Source organism: Intrasporangium sp., from assembly GCF_035688975.1.
Lineage (GTDB): Bacteria > Actinomycetota > Actinomycetes > Actinomycetales > Dermatophilaceae > CALMNV01.
The window spans coordinates 1-15,845 of record NZ_DASSMH010000028.1 but is presented as its reverse complement, the minus strand read 5'-3'; the positions used below and the strand labels follow the sequence as shown (position 1 = coordinate 15,845).

General features: G+C 73.2%; 16 protein-coding genes. 9 read left to right on the top strand and 7 right to left on the bottom strand.

The features are described 5' to 3' along the window. The first annotated feature begins 8 nt into the window (after positions 1 to 8). Genes VFJ94_RS02870 through VFJ94_RS02860 form a run of 3 tightly spaced genes read left to right on the top strand, consistent with a single transcriptional unit; the run spans position 9 to position 2,103 of the window. Entirely contained in the window at positions 9 to 425 is a 417-nt protein-coding gene (locus VFJ94_RS02870; RefSeq protein ID WP_325002670.1) for a hypothetical protein, read from the top strand. Next, the gene (locus tag VFJ94_RS02865) at positions 422 to 1,393 is read left to right on the top strand and encodes an ROK family glucokinase (RefSeq protein ID WP_325002669.1); all 972 of its coding nucleotides are present in this window, start codon (positions 422 to 424) and stop codon (positions 1,391 to 1,393) included. Before VFJ94_RS02870 ends, VFJ94_RS02865 begins: the two co-directional genes overlap by 4 nt. Then, positions 1,390 to 2,103, top strand: coding sequence for an endonuclease/exonuclease/phosphatase family protein (locus VFJ94_RS02860; RefSeq protein ID WP_325002668.1), 714 nt, complete (start codon positions 1,390 to 1,392; stop codon positions 2,101 to 2,103). The genes VFJ94_RS02865 and VFJ94_RS02860 overlap by 4 nt, the downstream gene beginning before the upstream one ends. A 1-nt stretch (position 2,104) precedes the next feature. On the opposite strand, the gene VFJ94_RS02855 is transcribed toward VFJ94_RS02860, so the two are convergent. Then, on the bottom strand, positions 2,105 to 2,689 hold the full coding sequence (locus tag VFJ94_RS02855) for a hypothetical protein (protein ID WP_325002667.1): 585 nt from the start codon (positions 2,687 to 2,689) through the stop codon (positions 2,105 to 2,107). Further along, entirely contained in the window at positions 2,686 to 3,522 is an 837-nt protein-coding gene (locus tag VFJ94_RS02850) for an alpha/beta hydrolase (protein WP_325002666.1), read from the bottom strand. Before VFJ94_RS02850 ends, VFJ94_RS02855 begins: the two co-directional genes overlap by 4 nt. 74 nt (positions 3,523 to 3,596) lie before the next feature. Between VFJ94_RS02850 and VFJ94_RS02845 the strand changes: the two genes are divergently transcribed. From VFJ94_RS02845 to VFJ94_RS02835, 3 genes are all read left to right on the top strand, one after another. Beyond that, positions 3,597 to 4,460: a lysophospholipid acyltransferase family protein gene (locus VFJ94_RS02845; protein WP_325002665.1), complete on the top strand. Its 864-nt coding sequence runs from the start codon at positions 3,597 to 3,599 to the stop codon at positions 4,458 to 4,460. A 153-nt stretch (positions 4,461 to 4,613) separates the two neighbouring features. Next, entirely contained in the window at positions 4,614 to 5,942 is a 1,329-nt protein-coding gene (locus VFJ94_RS02840) for a class II 3-deoxy-7-phosphoheptulonate synthase (protein WP_325002723.1), read from the top strand. Between the two features lie 2 nt (positions 5,943 to 5,944). After that, positions 5,945 to 7,000 (top strand): GntG family PLP-dependent aldolase, encoded by a 1,056-nt coding sequence (locus VFJ94_RS02835; RefSeq protein ID WP_325002664.1) that lies wholly within the window; start codon positions 5,945 to 5,947, stop codon positions 6,998 to 7,000. Positions 7,001 to 7,097: 97 nt separating this feature from the next. Here VFJ94_RS02835 and VFJ94_RS02830 read toward each other — a convergent pair whose 3' ends face one another. From VFJ94_RS02830 to VFJ94_RS02820, 3 genes are read right to left on the bottom strand one after another with little or no spacing between them, the layout of a single operon-like run. Continuing rightward, positions 7,098 to 7,997: a DMT family transporter gene (locus VFJ94_RS02830; RefSeq protein WP_325002663.1), complete on the bottom strand. Its 900-nt coding sequence runs from the start codon at positions 7,995 to 7,997 to the stop codon at positions 7,098 to 7,100. An 8-nt stretch (positions 7,998 to 8,005) separates the two neighbouring features. Then, on the bottom strand, positions 8,006 to 9,934 hold the full coding sequence (gene pknB, locus VFJ94_RS02825; protein ID WP_325002662.1) for a Stk1 family PASTA domain-containing Ser/Thr kinase: 1,929 nt from the start codon (positions 9,932 to 9,934) through the stop codon (positions 8,006 to 8,008). A 59-nt stretch (positions 9,935 to 9,993) separates the two neighbouring features. After that, positions 9,994 to 11,145, bottom strand: a complete 1,152-nt coding sequence (locus VFJ94_RS02820; protein WP_325002661.1) for a LysM peptidoglycan-binding domain-containing protein — start codon at positions 11,143 to 11,145, stop codon at positions 9,994 to 9,996. Between the two features lie 187 nt (positions 11,146 to 11,332). Here VFJ94_RS02820 and VFJ94_RS02815 point away from each other — a divergent pair, with 187 nt between their 5' ends. Then, positions 11,333 to 11,791: an Rv2175c family DNA-binding protein gene (locus VFJ94_RS02815; protein ID WP_414654542.1), complete on the top strand. Its 459-nt coding sequence runs from the start codon at positions 11,333 to 11,335 to the stop codon at positions 11,789 to 11,791. 9 nt (positions 11,792 to 11,800) lie between these two features. Here VFJ94_RS02815 and VFJ94_RS02810 read toward each other — a convergent pair whose 3' ends face one another. Next, positions 11,801 to 12,895: a polyprenyl synthetase family protein gene (locus VFJ94_RS02810; RefSeq protein ID WP_325002660.1), complete on the bottom strand. Its 1,095-nt coding sequence runs from the start codon at positions 12,893 to 12,895 to the stop codon at positions 11,801 to 11,803. Positions 12,896 to 13,047: 152 nt separating this feature from the next. Here VFJ94_RS02810 and metF point away from each other — a divergent pair, with 152 nt between their 5' ends. After that, on the top strand, positions 13,048 to 13,974 hold the full coding sequence (gene metF, locus VFJ94_RS02805) for a methylenetetrahydrofolate reductase [NAD(P)H] (RefSeq protein WP_325002659.1): 927 nt from the start codon (positions 13,048 to 13,050) through the stop codon (positions 13,972 to 13,974). 360 nt (positions 13,975 to 14,334) lie between these two features. On the opposite strand, the gene VFJ94_RS02800 is transcribed toward metF, so the two are convergent. Continuing rightward, positions 14,335 to 14,772, bottom strand: coding sequence for an acetyltransferase (locus VFJ94_RS02800; RefSeq protein ID WP_325002658.1), 438 nt, complete (start codon positions 14,770 to 14,772; stop codon positions 14,335 to 14,337). A gap of 492 nt (positions 14,773 to 15,264) precedes the next feature. Here VFJ94_RS02800 and VFJ94_RS02795 point away from each other — a divergent pair, with 492 nt between their 5' ends. Continuing rightward, positions 15,265 to 15,408 (top strand): hypothetical protein, encoded by a 144-nt coding sequence (locus VFJ94_RS02795; RefSeq protein WP_325002657.1) that lies wholly within the window; start codon positions 15,265 to 15,267, stop codon positions 15,406 to 15,408. Positions 15,409 to 15,845 lie beyond the last annotated feature (437 nt).

The following is a 15,845-nucleotide window of genomic DNA, read 5'->3' as shown; positions in this document are numbered from 1 at the left end:
TCGGGACGGTGGCGCAGGAGGCGGCCTGGCTGGTGGACCTGCTCGCCGCGCGCGCCGGCCGAGGCGCGGCTCCTCCGGGAAGCCAGCACGGCGAGGCGGACGGCGAGACGGATGGCGAGGCCGATGGTGGAGCCGCTCGGGAGACCCAGCCGCCCTCCTCGGGGAGCCAGGGGGATGCCGCCGGTGGGCGGCCGGGGTGTGGTTGCGGCACGGCACGGGCCGCCGACCCAGGCGCCGGCGGTGAGCGCGTCGACGCCTGCACGCTGTGCCCCGTGTGCCAGCTCATCGACTTCGTCGGGAGGGTGAGCCCCGAGACGATCGAGCGCGTCGCCGACGTCGTCGCTCTCGCCGCGACCGCCCTGCATGACCTCGCGTCGGCCCAGCGGGTGCGACGCGACGCCAGCGAGCCGGAGGAGCGCAGATGAGCGGCAGTCTCGCCATCGGTGTCGACATCGGGGGGACCAAGGTCGCGGCCGGCGTCGTGGACGTCGCCGGCCGGATCGTGCACCGCACCCGACGTGACACCCCCCACCGGTCGACGTCGCCCGTCGTCGTGGAGGACACCATCACCGACTGCGTCGACGAGCTGCTCACCGTCGTCGAGGACCCCAGCGAGGTGGTCGCGGTCGGCATCGGCGCCGCCGGCTTCGTCGCCGCCGACCGGGCCACCGTCGTCTTCGCGCCGCACCTGTCGTGGCGCAACGAGCCGTTGCGCGACGCCCTGCAACGGCGGATCCGGCTGCCGATCACCGTCGACAACGACGCCAACGCGGCGGCGTGGGCGGAGCGAACCTTCGGGGCGGCCCGCGGGGAGACGCATGTCGTCGTCGTGACTCTCGGCACGGGCATCGGTGGCGCGCTCATCCTCGACTCGTCGATCCAACGCGGGCGGCACGGCATCGCCGGCGAGTTCGGGCACATGCAGGTCGTGCCCGACGGCATCCGGTGCGAGTGCGGCAACCGCGGCTGCTGGGAGCAGTACGCCAGCGGCAACGCGCTCGTCCGCGAGGCGCGGGCCATGATCGAGGCCGGGTCGCCGGTGGTGGCGGAGATGCTCGGCCGCCTAGGTGGCGACCGGTCCGCGCTCACAGGCCCGTTCATCACCGAGTCCGCACGGGCCGGGGACCCTACGGCCCGCGAGCTGCTCGCCGACATCGGCAACTGGCTGGGCGTCGGCATGGCCAACCTCGCCGCGGCCTTCGACCCCGGCCTCTTTGTCATCGGCGGCGGGGTGAGCGCGGCCGGGGAGATGCTCCTGGGCCCGGCCCGTGAGTCGTTCCGGCGGCACCTGACCGGTCGCGGCTACCGGCCGGAGGCCGGAATCGTGCGGGCCGAGCTCGGCAGTGACGCCGGCCTGATCGGGGCCGCGGAACTGGCCAGGTCGGGCCGGTGACCGCCTCCCGAGCCGGTGCGGTGGACGGGGCCCGCCCGAGACCGGTCCTCCGGGTCGCGAGCTACAACCTGCGCGACCTGTTGGGCGACCGCGCCGCCGCCGTCCGCGTCGTGCGCGCCATCGCGCCCGACGTGCTGTGCCTCCAGGAGGTGCCCCGCCGGCTCACGACCGAGCTGCGGCTGCCCGGCTTCGCGCACGAGTGCGGCCTGTGGTGGGCAGGCGGCCGGCGGGGCAGCGGCGGCACCGCGGTCCTGACCGCCCTGCGCGTGCGGGTGCGCGCCACCAGCTCCCGGCGGCTGGGGGTGCGCTTCCCGGACCGCACCCGGGGGTATGCCGTGCTCGACGTGGAGCTGCCCGGCGCGGCTCCCGTGACCGTGCACAGCGTCCACCTCGGGCTGCGCGGCCCGGAGCGGGAACGCCACGCAGCCCAGATCGCGCAGGGGCTCGGTCCGCGCTCGGTCGTGGCCGGCGACCTCAACGAGGAGCCGGGCGGACCGGCCTGGCGGGTGCTCGAGTCCTCCTGCCGTCCGGTGTCCGACGACTGGCCGACGTTTCCCTCCGACCGGCCGACCCGGGCCCTCGACGTCATTCTCGCGGGGGTCGGCCTGCGGGAGGCCTCGGGCCGGCCCGTGCGGCTGTCCGCCGCGGACCTCGCGGCGGGCTCCGACCACCGGCCCGTCTGGGCCGACCTGCGCCTGTCCGAGGCCTGAGTCAGATCCGCGTGCCGTCGTCGGTGGGGTCACGCTCCGTGCCGCCGCGCAGGACGAGCAGCACGAAGCCCACGATGATCAAGGTCAGGGCCGTCACCACCCACCAGGCACTGCCACCGCGGTCGAAGAGCAGCACGTAGAGGAGCAGGAGCGGGCCACCCGTGAGGCCGCCGACGATGGCCCAGAACATCGGGTCGTCCTCGGCCGTGGGAAGGTCGGTGACGGTCGGTGGGTCGAAGTGCTCGTCGCCCACCTCGTCACCCGTGTCGGGCCCGCTCGCCCCTCGCCAGGCCGCATCCGCGCTCGGGACCGGCGCCTCGTTCTCGGTCGGCGGGGTGGTGGGCGGGGTGGTGGTCTCGGCCGGCTCACTCGGCTCGGTGGTGGTCGGTGGGGTGGTGGTCGGCGGGGTGGTGGTCGGCGGGATGGTGGGCGGCGGGATGGTGGTCGGCTCGCCCGGCTCGGTGGCGGCGGGGCCCGAGCCCGCGCCGTCCGAGGCGGAGCGACGCTGCGGCGGCTCCGGCGCGGTGTCGGTGTCCCAGCCGGCGATGATCCGCTCGAACTCGGCGTCGAGGTCAGGGTCGTTCATGACGCGGTCACCGCGATCCGGTCCAGGAAGCCCACCGTGCGCTCGAAGATCAGCGGCGCGTCGTTGTCCATGGTGGCCACGTGGTAGCTCTCCTCGAGCACGACCTCGGTGACGTCGGTGCTGCTGACCCGCGACAGGACGAGGGCGGAGCTGCTGGCCGGCACGACGTGGTCGACCCGTGACCGGAAGAGCAGGAGCGGCTGGTCGACGCGTCCCAGGTCGGCGACCGTCTGGGCCCACCCCTGCACCTGCGAGTGCAGGGCGCGGAGCGGAAGCCGGTCGTAGGCACCCTCGTCCTGACCGGTCAGCTTGATGTCGTTGCGGATGCCGCCCAGCGCGGGGACGACCCGCATGAGCAGCGGAAGGGCGCGCAGCCGCACGTCCTCGACCTTGACGGCGGGGTTGACGAGGACGAGCCCCTTGATCACCGACCCGTGCTCCTCCGCGAGCCGTAGGGCGAGCGCTCCGCCCATGGACAGGCCGGCGACGAAGACGTGGTCCGCCCGCTCGGCGAGCCGGCGCAGCTCGTCGTCGAGGGCGGCATACCACTGCTGCCACGTGGTGCGGTTGAGCTCGCGCCACGTCGTCCCGTGGCCGGGCAGGAGGGGCACCGACACGGTGTGCCCGTGCTCCGCGAGGTGCTCGGCCCAGGCCCGGACGCTGACGGGGGAGCCGGTGAAGCCGTGGCTCATGAGCACCGCCGTCGTGCCGCCGTGGTGCAGGAACGGCTCGGCTCCGGGCAGGACCGGCACGGTGAACTCCTTGGCGACGGCGGCGAGGCGGCGAGCGACGACCGCGGGCGGCAGCGTCCGCACGACGGTGCGCGGACCCAATGATCCTCGCACGCCCGGCTGGGCGCACGCGAGTACCGTAGAGTGCTCGCCTCAGAGCTGGAAGGCGGACGCTGGTGTTCTACTGGGTGCTGAAGACGATCGTCCTAGGGCCGGTCCTGAAGCTGCTCTTCCGGCCGTGGGTGGAGGGCGAGGAGAACATCCCCGCGGAGGGCGCGGCGATCTTCGCGAGCAACCACCTCTCCTTCTCCGACTCGGTGTTCCTGCCGGTCGTCGTGCCGCGGCGCGTCACCTTCCTCGCCAAGTCCGACTACTTCACCGGCCGGGGCCTCAAGGGCCGGCTCACCGCGGCCTTCTTCAAGGGCATCGGGCAGGTGCCGGTCGACCGCTCCGGGGGCAAGGCGAGCAGTGCGGCCCTCGCGTCAGGTCTGCGCGTGCTGCGTCGCGGGGAGCTGCTCGGCATCTACCCGGAGGGCACGCGCTCGCCGGACGGTCGGCTCTACCGGGGCCGCACCGGGGTCGCACGGATGGCCCTCGAGGCGCGGGTGCCCGTCGTCCCCGTGGCCATGATCGGCACGGACAAGGCGCAGCCCCGGGGCAAGAAGATCCCGCGCATCATGCGAATCGGGGTCCGGGTCGGCAAGCCGCTCGACTTCTCGCGCTATGACGGGATGCAGGACGACCGCTTCGTGCTGCGCTCGATCACCGACGAGATCATGTACGAGCTCATGGAGCTCTCCGGCCAGGAGTACGTCGACATGTACGCCACCTCGATGAAGGACCGGCTGCTCGCGGCGGCCAGGGCGACCGCCCTGCAGCTGCAGGAGGCGGCGAAGGCGGGCAGCGCCGCCCCGGAGCTGGAGAAGGCGCTCGACCTCGCCGAGGGCAAGCTCGAGGGCACGCTCGAGCCGAGCCCGTCCACGCCCGCGGACGACGACCCGCTTGGCGACGCCGGGCCGGGGGTCGAGGCAGCCTCCTGACTGCCGCCCGGCGACCCGACGGCAGGACCGAGCGCCGTGTTCGGGATGCGGACCCTGGCCGGCGGCCGCAGGGGCGCCGTCTAGGCTGGGCGAGTGACAACGAGGACCTCCGCCGTGCTCCCCGGCTCCGCATCCGTCGACGGGACCGCGGCCCTGGCGGCCCTGCACGCGGCCGGCGCCGAGCTCGACGCCGCCCAGCAGCCGGCGTGGCCCGACACCGCCGCGCTCGCCGAGGTCATCGAGACGCTCCGCAGCTACCCGCCGCTCGTCTTCGCGGGCGAGTGCGACCTGCTCACGGAGCGGATGGCGGCGGCCGCCGTGGGGCAGGCGTTCGTCCTGCAGGGCGGTGACTGTGCCGAGACCTTCGCCTCCGCCACCGCCGACAACATCCGCGACCGGATCAAGACGATCCTGCAGATGGCCGCGGTGCTCACGTACGGCGCCAGCGTGCCGGTCGTCAAGATCGGGCGGATGGCCGGGCAGTACGCCAAGCCGCGCTCGTCCACCGTCGAGACCCGCGAGGGCGTGACGCTGCCGGCCTTCCGCGGCGACATGGTCAACGACTTCGCCTTCCACGAGGCTGCCCGGACGCCGGACCCTGGTCGGCTCGTCCGCGCCTACCACGCGGCCTCGGCGACGCTCAACCTCGTGCGGGCGTTCACGACCGGCGGCTTCGCCGACCTGCGCCACGTCCACGACTGGAACAAGGGCTTCGTCTCCAACTCGGCCAACGCCAAGTACGAGCGCATCGCCCGTGACATCGACAAGGCGATGCGCTTCATGGCCGCGTGCGGCGCGGACTTCGAGCGCATGCGCACCGTCGAGTTCTTCGCCGCGCACGAGGCGCTGCTGCTCGACTACGAACGGCCCCTCACCCGCATCGACTCGCGCACCGGCCGGCTCTACGACACCTCCGGGCACTTCGTGTGGGTCGGGGAGCGCACCCGCCAGCTCGACGGCGCCCACATCGACTTCGTCTCGCGGGTGAGCAACCCCGTCGGCGTCAAGCTCGGGCCGAAGGCCGATGTCGACGAGGTGCTGCGGATCATCGACAAGATCGACCCCCAGCGCACTCCGGGGCGGCTCACCTTCATCACGAGGATGGGTGCCAGGACGGTCCGCGAGGCGCTGCCGGCCCTGGTCGACAAGGTGACCGGTTCCGGGGCCGTGGTCACGTGGATCTGCGATCCCATGCACGGCAACACCTTCGAGTCGACCACCGGGTTCAAGACCCGCGACTTCGACGACATCGTCGACGAGGTGCGCGGCTTCTTCGAGGTGCACCACTCCCTCGGCACCGTGCCCGGCGGCATTCACGTCGAGCTCACCGGCAACGACGTGACGGAGTGCCTCGGTGGCGCGGAGAAGATCATCGACTCCGACCTCGAGAAGCGCTACGAGTCGGTGTGCGACCCGCGCCTGAACCACCAGCAGTCCCTCGAGCTGGCCTTCGTCGTCGCCGAGATGCTGGGACAGGTCTGAGGGTGGGCGGCGTCCGCGCCGACCTGCTGAGCGACACCCTCACGCGCCCCACCGACGGGATGCGGTCCGCCATGGCCGCCGCCCCGGTGGGGGACGACGTCTTCGGCGAGGACCCCACGGTCAACGCCCTCGAGGAGCGCGTCGCATCCCTCCTCGGCCACGAGGCCGGCCTCTTCACGCCGTCCGGCTCGATGGCGAACCAGCTCGGGGTGCGCCTGCACGTTCGCCCCGGTGAGGAGCTCGTGGCCGACTCGCTCGCCCACATCGTCCGGGCGGAGCTCGGCGCCGCGGCGATCCTGTCGGGGATCACGTCGCGCACCTGGGTGTCGACCCGCGGCCGCTTCCGTGCCGACGACGCCGCCTCGCTCATGACGACGGGCGTGGGCCCCTACCAGGTGTGCACGTCGCTGGTGGTCGTGGAGAACACGCACAACTTCGGCGGCGGCACGGTCCAGCCGATCGAGCAGATCCGGCGCGCGCGCACGCTGACCCGGGAGCACGGGGTCGCGATGCACCTCGACGGCGCCCGGCTGTGGAACGCCGCTGCCGCGACCGGCACCGCGCTGACGGCATACGGGCGCGAGTTCGACACCGTCTCCGTGTGCCTGAGCAAGGGCCTGGGCGCTCCGGTGGGCAGCGTGCTCGTCGGCTCCCGGGCCGCGATGCAGGAGTCGAGGGTCTGGCGCAAGCGCTTCGGGGGCGGCATGCGGCAGGCGGGGATCCTCGCCGCGGCGGGCCTCTGGGCCCTCGACCACCACGTCGAGCGCCTCGTCGACGACCACGCCCGGGCCAGGCGGGCCGCCGACGCGATGGCCGAGGCCGCCCCGGGCAGCGTCGACCCGGCGGCCGTGGAGACCAACATCGTCGTCGTCGACGTTGCCGTGGCCGGGTGGTCCGGCCCGGACTTCGTGGCCACGGCGCTGCACCGGGGTGTGCGCACGTATGCCGTCGGGCCGGGGTCCGTGCGGCTCGTGTGGCACCTCGACGTCGACGACGCGGCCACCGACCACGCCGTCGACGTGCTCACCGACCTGCTGCGCAGCGGCCCCGCCTCCTGACCGCGCCGACCCGCCGACGGCTGCGTCCCGCCCGCCTGGTTCGAGGTATTCGGCGACGGCATCCGGTCGCCGAATACCTCGAACCGGCGTGGGACGGTCAGACCTCGTGGTGCAGCACCTCGGCGGGCAGCTCGCCGGGGCGCCGCCGGGCGAGGAGCTCGACGGCATACATCGCGGTGAGGACGAGTGCGCCGCCGGCCACCATCCGCCACGTCGCCGTCTCGTTGCCGAGGCTGACGGCGAAGGCCGCGGCGAAGACCGGCTCCAGGGTCATGACGATCGCGGCTCGCGTGGCCGGCAGGTGGGCCTGCGCCCAGGTCTGCACCCACAGGGCCCCGATGCTGGCGAAGGCGACCATGTAGAGCACCGAGGCCCACTGGCCCGGGGTCGCCGGCAGCACGATCCCGGAGGGCGCGGCGCCGACGAGGCAGAGCACCGCGATGACGACCATCTGCACGGCGGAGAGCCCGGCGGCGACGTCGTGGCCGCTGTAGCGGCCCAGCCCGAGGATGTGCACGGCGTAGAGCGCCGCCGCGCCCAGGGTGAGGGACTCGCCGACGCCGACGGAGACGCCGCGCAGCGACAGCAGCGCAAGGCCGGCGGTCGCGAGGCCGACAGCCACCCACGTCGTGGCGGGGAGCCGCTCGCGCAGGAGGGCGGCGGCCAGCAGGGGTGTCAGGACGACGTAGGTGCCGGTGATGAACCCCGAGACGGAGGCAGGGGTGGTGGCGAGGCCCTGCGTCTGCAGGATCTGGGCGAGGCCGTAGAGCAGGCCCAGCCCGGCGCCGGTGGCGACCTCCCGCCGCCGCAGGGCCCGCAGGGGGCGCCGGAGGAGGAGGACCATGACGACCGCGGAGATGCCGAACCGCAGCGCCAGGAAGTCGACGGGCGGCACGTGCGCCACGAGGTCACGGATGAGGAAGAACGTCGAGCCCCACACGGCGGTGAGGGCGACGAGCAGCGCCGTGGCGAGCCGCTCTCGACCGGCTGGGGTCACCGACCGGCTCAGACGATCGTCAGGACGATGGAGGAGCCCTTGGGCACCGAGCGGCCGCCCTCGATGCTCTGGACCCGCACGAGGTCGAAGAGCCTGCCGAAGGGATACTCCTTGCTCACCCGGAAACCGAGCGCGGTGAGCACCCGCTCGGCGGTGGCGGTGTCACGCCCGATGACGTTGGGCACCTGCACGAGGACGGGGCCCTTGGACACCGTGAGGGTCACCGTGTCGCCGCGGAAGAGCGTCCCGCTGGCCGGAGAGGCCGAGATGACGCTGCCGGTCGGCACGATGTCGCTGTTGACGTCAGGGGCCCGCGTGACGCGCAGGCCAGCCGTCTCCAGGGCGTTCGTCGCCTTGGCCAGGGGCAGGCCCTGCAGCGTGGGCACCGGGATGGGCTGGCGTCCCTTGGACACGACGACGCCCACCGGCGTGCCGCGCTTGACGGAGGCACCCTCGGCGGGGTCCTGCCTGAGGACGACCCCGGCGGGGACCGTCTCGCTCCACTCGTCGGTGCGGCCTCCGAGCGTGAGCGTCAGCGGCGCAAGTGCCGAGGCGGCGGCGTCGGCGGGCCGCCCGACGAGGCGTGGCACGGCATAGCGTTCCGGGCCCTTGGACACGACGAGGTTGACCGTCGTCTGCTTGCCCACCTGCGCACCTGCCCGCGGCTCGGCGGAGATGACGGTGCCCTTGCCGGCCGTCTCGGAGTAGCTCTCGCTCCGCGCCGCACGCAGTGACGCCCGCTCCAGGGCCGCGACCGCCGCCTGCAGGGGAGCACCCGTGACGGCGGGGACGGTCGTCGGCGCACCCGGACCGGCGGTGAACCACCAGCCGCCGCCGGCGGCGAGGACGACCGCCATGAGCAGCGCGACCCAGAGTGGCCAGCGCCGCCGGGTGCGCCGGCCGCGGTCCACCGGCAGGGCCGTCGTGGGGGACAGGGCGGGGCCGTCGGCGGGGGGCGCGCCGGTGCGGGGCACGGGCGTCGGAGCCGTGGGGGCGGGGAGCATGGGCGAGGCGGCAGAGGCCGAGTGCGCCCCTGCCGGGGAGCCGAAGCCTGACGGAGGCCGCGGGCGTCGGTCGAGGTCTGCCGCGGGGAGCCCCGCGCGCGTGCCGCGCACCGCGGCCAGGAAGGCGGCGGTGGTCTCGAACCGCGCCGCGGGATCCGTCGCGGTGGCCCGGGCGACGAGGTCGTCGAGCACCTGCGGCACGTCCCGCACGACGGCCGAGGGTGGGTCGATCGTGCCGTGGACGTGCCGGTAGGCGATCTGGATCGGTGTCTCGCCGGTGACGGCCTTGCGCCCGGTGAGCATCTCGAAGAGGAGGAGCCCGGCGGCATACACGTCGCTGCGAGGGTCGGCCACGCCGCGCTCGACCTGCTCGGGGGAGAGGTAGGACACGGTGCCGAGGAGGATCCCGGTCTGGCTCGTCGCGGTCTGGTTGGTCACCGCCCGCGCGAGGCCGAAGTCGGCGACCTTGACCTCGCCGTCCGCGCGGATGAGGACGTTCTCGGGCTTGACGTCGCGGTGGATCAGGCCGGCTGTGTGCGCGGCCCGCAGCGCCTCGAGGATCGGCTCGAGGATCGCCAGGCTCTCGCGGGCGGTGAGCGGAGCCTCCTCGTGGATGACCTCGCGCAGGGTCTTGCCCTCGACGAGCTCCATGGCGAGGAACACCTCGCCCCCGTCGTCGCCCTGGTCGTAGACGGCCACGACGTTGGGGTGGGTGAGGCGGGCCGACGCCCGCGCCTCCCGGCGGAACCGCTCGACGAAGACGGCGTCGCGGGCGAGGGCCGGTCGCATGATCTTCAGGGCCACCTCGCGGTCGAGCCGCCCGTCCATCGCCACGTAGACGGAGGCCATGCCACCGTCCGCGAGATGGGAGAGGACGCGGTAGCGCCCGTCGATGACTCGACCGACGAGCGCGTCCGCCACGCTGGACGTCACCCGAGGAGTTTACGGAATGCCGCAGGACACCGCGTGCAGGCGCTCCGGCACTCCGGGCGTCACATCCGGTCGTAGTGGGCCTGGACCGCCTTGACGTAGCCCTTCGTGTCCTCGAACATGCCGCGGCTCTGCACGGAGGCGAGGCCCTGGTAGTAGCCGGCGATCGCCTCGTCGCGGTCCGCGGCTGAGGCCTGCAGGGCGCGCAGGATGACCACCCCGGCCGTGATGTTGTCCTGCGTGTCGAGCAGGTCGAGGGGGCGGCCGGCGAGCTCCGAGGCCCAGGTCCCGGAGGTGGGCATGACCTGCATCGTGCCGATGGCGTTGGCGACCGACACGGCGCGCTGGTTCCAGCCGGACTCCTGCCAGCTCACGGCGAGGGCGAGCCGGGGGTCGACCCCGTGTCGCAGCGCCGTGCGCCGGATCATCGCCGCGGTCTCGGCCCGGCTCGGGACGGGCCGCGCGGCGAGCGCCGCGCGCGAGGCGTTGGCGGCCCGCACCGTGGCGTCCGAGAAGGTGTAGCCGGCGAAGGTGTTCGCGCTCGTCGGCGTCGGTGCCGATGACGTGCCGGCGGCAGTGGGCTTGGCGGCGGCGGTCGGGATGGTGATCCGCTGGCCGGCATAGATCATCCGCGGGTTGGGCAGCCGGTTCGCCGCGAGGAGCTTGGTCAGGGTGACGCCGTAGCGGTCGGCGATGCCGACCATGGTGTCGCCGCCGCGCACGACGTGCACCAGGCCGGCGGGGGCGGCCGGGCTCGCCGGGGCTGGGGCTGGGGCGGACGGGGCGCCCGCGCCCGGGATGGTCAGGCGCTGGCCGGGGAAGATCATGCGGGGGTTGCTGATCGCGTTGGCGCTGGCGAGGGCGGCGACGCCGAGGCCGTGCCGCGAGGCGATGTCGGACAGCGTGTCGCCGCCGCGGACCGTGTAGCTGCCGGTCGCGGCGGACCCGGGCGCGGGCGCCGGCGCGGGCGCGGGAGCACCGGCCGGCGCGGGAGCCGGCACCAGGAGGTGCTGGCCCACCTGCAGGAGCGATCCGCCGGCGGGCAGCGCGTTGCGGGCGACGATCTCGCCCGGGGTGGTCCGGTGGGTGATGGCCAGCTGCCACACCGTGTCGCCCGGCCGCACGACGACGGGACGCCAGGTGACGGCACTCGAAGGTGGGGCCAGGACGTGCGGCGGGGGAGCGGCGGCGGCCAGGTCGGCGACGAGTGGCATGAGGGTCCTTCCGGGGAGCCCATGGTGCGGGGGCGGCGGGATGTGTGTGGTGAGACTAGCGGGACTCGGCGTGTCTTGCGGGACGGGGGTGGTTTCTGGTGGTAATGGGGCGCCTGTGAGGATAGCGCACAATTGGGGCGCATGTGAGGGCCGGGACGTGTGCCCCGGGAATGGCAGACTGGGTGGCGTGACCGCGAATGCCGACCCCCGCCCCGCGTCCCGTGACGCCGCAGCCGTCCGCGGCGCCTCGGCGACGACCGGGGAGGCCCCCGCGCAGGACCGTCCGGGCAACCAGCTGGAGGCGCTCGTCGGCGCCTGGCTCACCGTGCCCGACGCCGCCGAGCGGCTGGGAGTGCCGCTCTCCCGGGTCCGCCAGCTCCTGGCCGACCGGGAGCTGCTCGGCGCCCGCATCGGGGAGCGCAACGTCGTCGCCATCCCGGAGAAGTTCTTCGACGACGAGGGCCCCCGCAGTGACCTCAAGGGCACCTTCACCGTGCTCGCCGACGGCGGGATGAACGACGCCGAGATCCTCACCTGGCTGTTCACGCCCGACGAGACCCTGCCGGTCCCGGGCGCCCCGATCGACGCCCTCCGCGCCGGGCACAAGACCGAGGTGCGGCGCCGGGCGCAGGCCCTGGCCTTCTGACCCGCCCGGTCAGGCGTGACGGGCGGTCGAGCGGTCCACGAGATCGCGCAGGACCGCCGTCGCGGCCTCGTCGAGGGAGCCCGTCCGGGAGGCGCGCTCCAGCGCGGCGACGGCCTCCTCCGCGCGGTCGCTGATGAGCGCCTCCACGCGCTCGACCGCTCCAGACCGGTGCAGTATGCCGCGCAGCGTCGTCACGTCGTCGGCGTCGAGGTCCCCGCGCCCGAGCATCGACTCGAAGGTGCAGCGCTGCGCAGGGTCGACGCCGTCGAGGGCGTAGGCGATCAGCGCCGTGCGCTTGCCCTCCCGCAGGTCGTCGCCGGCCGGCTTGCCCGTCGTCCCCGGGTCGCCGAAGACCCCGAGGAGGTCGTCGCGCAGCTGGAAGGCCTCGCCCAGCGCGAGGCCGAAGTCGGAGAGCGGGCCCAGCGCCGGGCCGGTGAGCCCGCCCACGAGGGCACCGATGAGCAACGGGTGCTCGATGGTGTACTTGGCGCTCTTGTAGCGGATCACCTTGCGGGCCGAGGCGAGCCGGGCCTCGAGGTCGAGACCGGCCCAGCCGCGGGCGGACTCGAGCAGGTCGAGGAACTGCCCGCCCATGAGCTGGGTGCGCATCCGGTCGAACATGCCGCGGCCGCGGGCGAGGTCGGTAGCCGGCAACCCACACGTCGCGAACAGCTCGTCGCACCACGTGAGGCAGAGATCTCCGGCGAGGATGGCGGCCCCCTCACCGAAGCGGTTCCCGTCGCCGACCCAGCCGCGCACCCCGTGGAGCGTGGCGATCGCACGGTGGGCGGACGGCATACCGCGTCTGGTGTCGCTGCGGTCCATCACGTCGTCGTGGAGGAGCGCCCCGGCCTGGAAGAACTCCATGCTCGCCGCGAGCCGGACGAGGGCGTCCGAGTCCGGGCTGCCGGTCGCGCGGTAGCCCCAGTAGAGGAAGCCGGCGCGAAAGCCCTTGCCGCCGGCGAGCAGACGGGTCACCGCGTCCAGCAGCGGGGCGACCTCGTCGCCGAGCTCGGCCAGGGTCCTGGCGGCGGCGAAGATGTGGCCGTCGACCGCGTCCTGGACCCGGCCGCGGAGGTCACCCAGGCCGGTCGGGTTCGACACGGGTCCTCCATCGGGGTGGGCTCGGGGTGGTTGCAGGCTCGGGGGTGGCGTCAGCGGGCGTGGGCACGGGCGGACCCCAAGCCTAATGGGCGCGTGTCCTGCCGGTGGACGGCGAGGGCGGCCGCCCGGCCGGTCGCCGTAGGCTGGCCCCCATGTCCCGCGGCACCGCCTCCTCGATGACCCGCGTGGAGCGGTTCACCCGCTCGATCCCGGCGATGGTCGAGGCTGCCCGGCCGAGCTTCAGCTTCGAGTTCTTCCCGCCCAAGGACGACGCCGCCGAGACCCAGCTGTGGGAGGCGATCCGGCGGCTCGAGAAGCTGTCTCCGAGCTTCGTGTCCGTGACCTACGGTGCAGGCGGCGGCACCCGGGACCGGACGGTGCGGATGACCCAGCGCATCCTCGAGGGCACGACGCTCACCCCGATGGCGCACCTGACTTGCGTCGGGTCCTCGGTGGCCGAGCTGCGCTCCGTCGTCGGGCACTACGCGGCCGTCGGCATCCGCAACATCCTCGCCCTGCGTGGCGACCCGCAGGGCGGGCTGGACCAGCCGTGGAGCGCGCATCCGGAGGGGCTGGACCACGCCGACGCCCTCGTCGCGCTCATCAAGCGGCTCGGCGACTTCACGGTCGGGGTGGCCGCGTTCCCGGACGGCCACCCGGAGTCCACCGACCTCGGCGAGGACGCCGCGACGCTCATCCGCAAGGAACGGGCCGGGGCGCAGTTCGCCATCACGCAGATGGTCTTCGACGTCGACAACTACTTGCGGCTGCGCGACGAGGTGGCGCGCCGCGGGTCCCGGCTGCCCATCGTGCCGGCGATCATGCCGATCACGAACGCCAGGCAGGTGCTGCGGATGGCCGAGCTGGCTGGCCAGCCGATGCCGTCGGCCGTGACCGATCGGCTGGCCCGGCACGGCGATGACGCGGCCGGGGTGCGGGCCGAGGGCCTGGCCATCGCGACGGAGTCGAGCCAGCGCCTGCTCGACGAGGGCGCGCCGGGCATCCACTTCATCACGATGAACCGGTCGTCGGCCACGCTCGAGGTCTTCGCCAACCTCGGCGTGCGCCAGACCGCCTGACGCTCCCGGCGGCCAAAGGCGGGGGCGCCGCAGCTCGGGCGAGTGCACCAGGTCTGGCGAGTGCACCTGCAGGCCATCCCCCTGGCGCCGAACTGACCTCCCTGCGGCGACCTCAAGGCGTCGTTCCCCCCGGGTCCGCGCGACTCGCGGAGCTCGGACGCCTTGAGAGGCCGGTCCCGCCGCCGTCTTGCCGACGGGTCCAGCGGATGCCGGCGGGCCGCGCGTGCACGAGGTCCAATAGGCGCCTTCAGCGCAGCGGAAGGACGACCTGCGCACGGCCCGGTGTCCGGCCTGACTCAGTCTCGAAAGAGCGGCATCTCGCGGTCGGTGCTGCACCCTTGGGGCCGCGGGCCGGGGTTGTCACCCGTGCGCGGGCGCGGTAAGGGTGACCCACTCCTGGTCTATGACGAAGCCGATGGTGGTGTTGGCGCGAATAATGGCGTGGTTGTCCGCAGATCCGCCAGTTCGAACAGATTCGATCCCGTCTTCGATGAGTGCCAACAGGGATGCAGCCTTGAGTCCTGTGCCCACGCCCAGGCCGCGCCAAGGAGCGGCCACAACCGTGAAGTCGATCTCGGCCGTGGCACCATCCAGGTCGGCAAAGGTCATCGCCAGGAGCTCGTCTCTGTAGCCGAACACGCCAAAGGCCCGTCGGCGTCCGGTCAGCACGGCCGACGCTACGGTGAGCGGCATATGCGATGTGGCGACCCCACCGGGGTAGTCCTGGGCCATGGCGGCGTCCAGTTCGAGGATGGCGGCAGCGTCCTCCCCGGTCAGTTCACGGGCAGCGCCGGCCATCTGAACTCGAGGGGCCAGGCCCCGTAGGCGCTCCAGGTCGACGCGGTCGGCGTGGAGCTGCGCAGCCCACGAGCGCGCGCAAACTGTCCATCCATTGGCTTCGAGATGGCGGCGAAGCGGGTCGTCGGCTCGTAGAACTGCAGGGGCTCTTGTCATCGCGGCATGCTTTCACGGCGTGGCTGCGGCGGCTTGACGACACTGCACGCCGCACTGCGTGCAAGTCCGTCCGAGCGGCAAAGTCGGACGAGGCACCTCGCTGCGTGGCACCTTCTCGGAGCGGCTTGTCGCACGCCCCAGCTCCGAGGCCACCGTCGCAGCGCACCTCGCTCCGCTGCGACGACCCGACATCGACGCCGCGGTGCGTCCCCTCGTCCGCCGCATGGTCCTGCCCGAGGCCATGCGCATGATGCGCGGCGTCTACCGTCGGCGGCGACTCACGGTGCCGACTCTTGTGGTGTCGGCCGCCGCGACTTTCCCACGACTGAGGAGCTCATGGCCCGCATCTGCCGCAGTCCCGGGCGGTACGCCGATCGCGTCGAGTTCGCCTACGTCGACGACGCGGCGCATTTCATTACCGACGACGCACCCGCCGCGGTCACCGACCTCGCTCTCGACTGGTTCGAACGAGCCGCATGAGCGATGGTGCTCACTGCTTGACGGGGTGGATGACCAGGTCGCTGCAGCTCGCCGTGGCGCTGATGAGCCGGGTCGGCCGGGGCGTCATGGGCGCCGAGTGATGAGCACCGCTGAAGGCGCGTTCCCGATGGAGACGACCTGCACCTGGTCCGATACAGCGGACGGTGGAACCCGAATGACCCTGCGTAACCGGGAGAGCCATCGGGCTTCGGCCAGCTTGCAGTCCTGCCGGACTTCCGCAGTTCGTAGGCATTCTCGGGAGTCGTGGGTCGCGTTTATGCTGCTCAGCGGCGTGGGAGTCGGTCTGGATCTCGAAATCGTGTAGGCACACGACTATGGGCGTGTCGCTCGACATGCGTGGGCAGTTCGTGCTGTGGTGTAGGTATGTACTTGCGGCAGACACGGCGCACGAACAAGGACGGCTCGGTCGTCGCGTA